1 pseudogene is annotated in these 265 nt (G+C 38.1%); it reads left to right on the top strand.

What is annotated here, in order from left to right:
* A pseudogene (locus AC6UDG_RS07635) lies at positions 1–195 on the top strand (ABC transporter ATP-binding protein); the annotation flags it as partial.
* Positions 196–265: the final 70 nt, after the last annotated feature.

The following is a 265-nucleotide window of genomic DNA, read 5'->3' as shown; positions in this document are numbered from 1 at the left end:
GCCTTTGCACCACGTTCTGAATTTGCGATGCAAATCGATTTTGAGGAAGCACCACCAATTATTCATGTAAATGATGTCCATTGGGCGAAAACCTGGCTCTTGCATCCAGGAGCACCAAAAGCGGAGAAACCAGAAGTTATCCAAGGTTTACATGAAAAAATCAAAGCTAAAATGTCAGTAGAAGAAATTAGTTAGGAGGAAGAAATGACTGAAAAATTAGTTGAAATCAAAGATTTAGAAATTTCTTTCGGAGAAGGGCATAAGA

The sequence above is a fragment of the Fructilactobacillus sp. X2R1C1 genome (assembly GCF_059901435.1).
This window is presented reverse-complemented; position numbering and strand designations above follow the sequence as displayed.